Genomic DNA, 913 nt, shown 5'->3' with positions numbered 1-913 from the left:
ACGGGTTCGCCACCACTGCGGATGCCTACCGCCGCTTTCTGGCCGAGTCCGGTCTTGACCAGCAGATTGCCGACCGGCTGGTGGGCCTGGACACCGATGACGTGACCGCCCTGGCAGCTGCCGGCCAGGACATCCGGACCCTGGTGCGCCAGACCCGCTTCCTGCCGGACTTCGAGGAGCAGCTCCGGAACGCCTACCGGGAGCTGGTGGAGAAGCACGGGGGCTCCGATGACCTGTCCTGGGCCGTGCGGTCCAGCGCGACGGCGGAAGACCTTCCCGATGCGTCCTTCGCCGGCCAGCAGGAAACCTTCCTGAACGTGCGCGGGATTGAGAACATCCTGGCCGCCATCAAGGATGTGTTCGCGTCGCTCTATAACGACCGTGCCATCGCCTACCGGGTGCACCACAAGTTCGAGCACGCGGACGTGGCACTCTCGGCGGGCGTGCAGCGGATGGTGCGTTCCGACGTCGGCGCCTCCGGCGTTATGTTCACCATGGACACCGAATCAGGCTTCCAGGACGCCGTGTTCGTTACCTCCTCCTACGGGCTCGGCGAGGCCGTGGTCCAGGGTGCGGTGAACCCGGACGAGTTCTACGTGTACAAGCCGGCGCTGCAGGCGGGCCGCCCCGCCATCCTCAAGCGCGGCCTGGGCGAGAAGGCCCTGCAGATGACCTACACCAGCAGCCAGGAGATTGGCCGCACCATCGACTTTGTTCCTGTTGAGGCTTCGCTGCGGAACCGCTTCAGCCTCAGCGACGAGGACGTGGAGCAGCTCGCCCGCCACGCCGTGGCCATCGAAAACCACTACGGCCGGCCCATGGACATCGAGTGGGGCAAGGACGGGATCGACGGCGGCCTGTACATCCTGCAGGCCCGCCCGGAAACGGTGCAGTCCCGCCGCGCCCCCGGCAG

The 913-nt window shown here is 67.3% G+C and carries 1 protein-coding gene; it reads left to right on the top strand.

Annotated elements, in window-relative coordinates:
* A partial coding sequence (locus tag AC5RWX_RS33795; RefSeq protein ID WP_494100502.1) for a PEP/pyruvate-binding domain-containing protein occupies window positions 1-913 on the top strand: 913 nt, incomplete at both ends.

Source organism: Arthrobacter sp. SPT-J7 (assembly GCF_059089965.1).
Note: the sequence above shows the minus strand (reverse complement) of the source record. Positions and strands in the feature narration are given on the sequence as shown.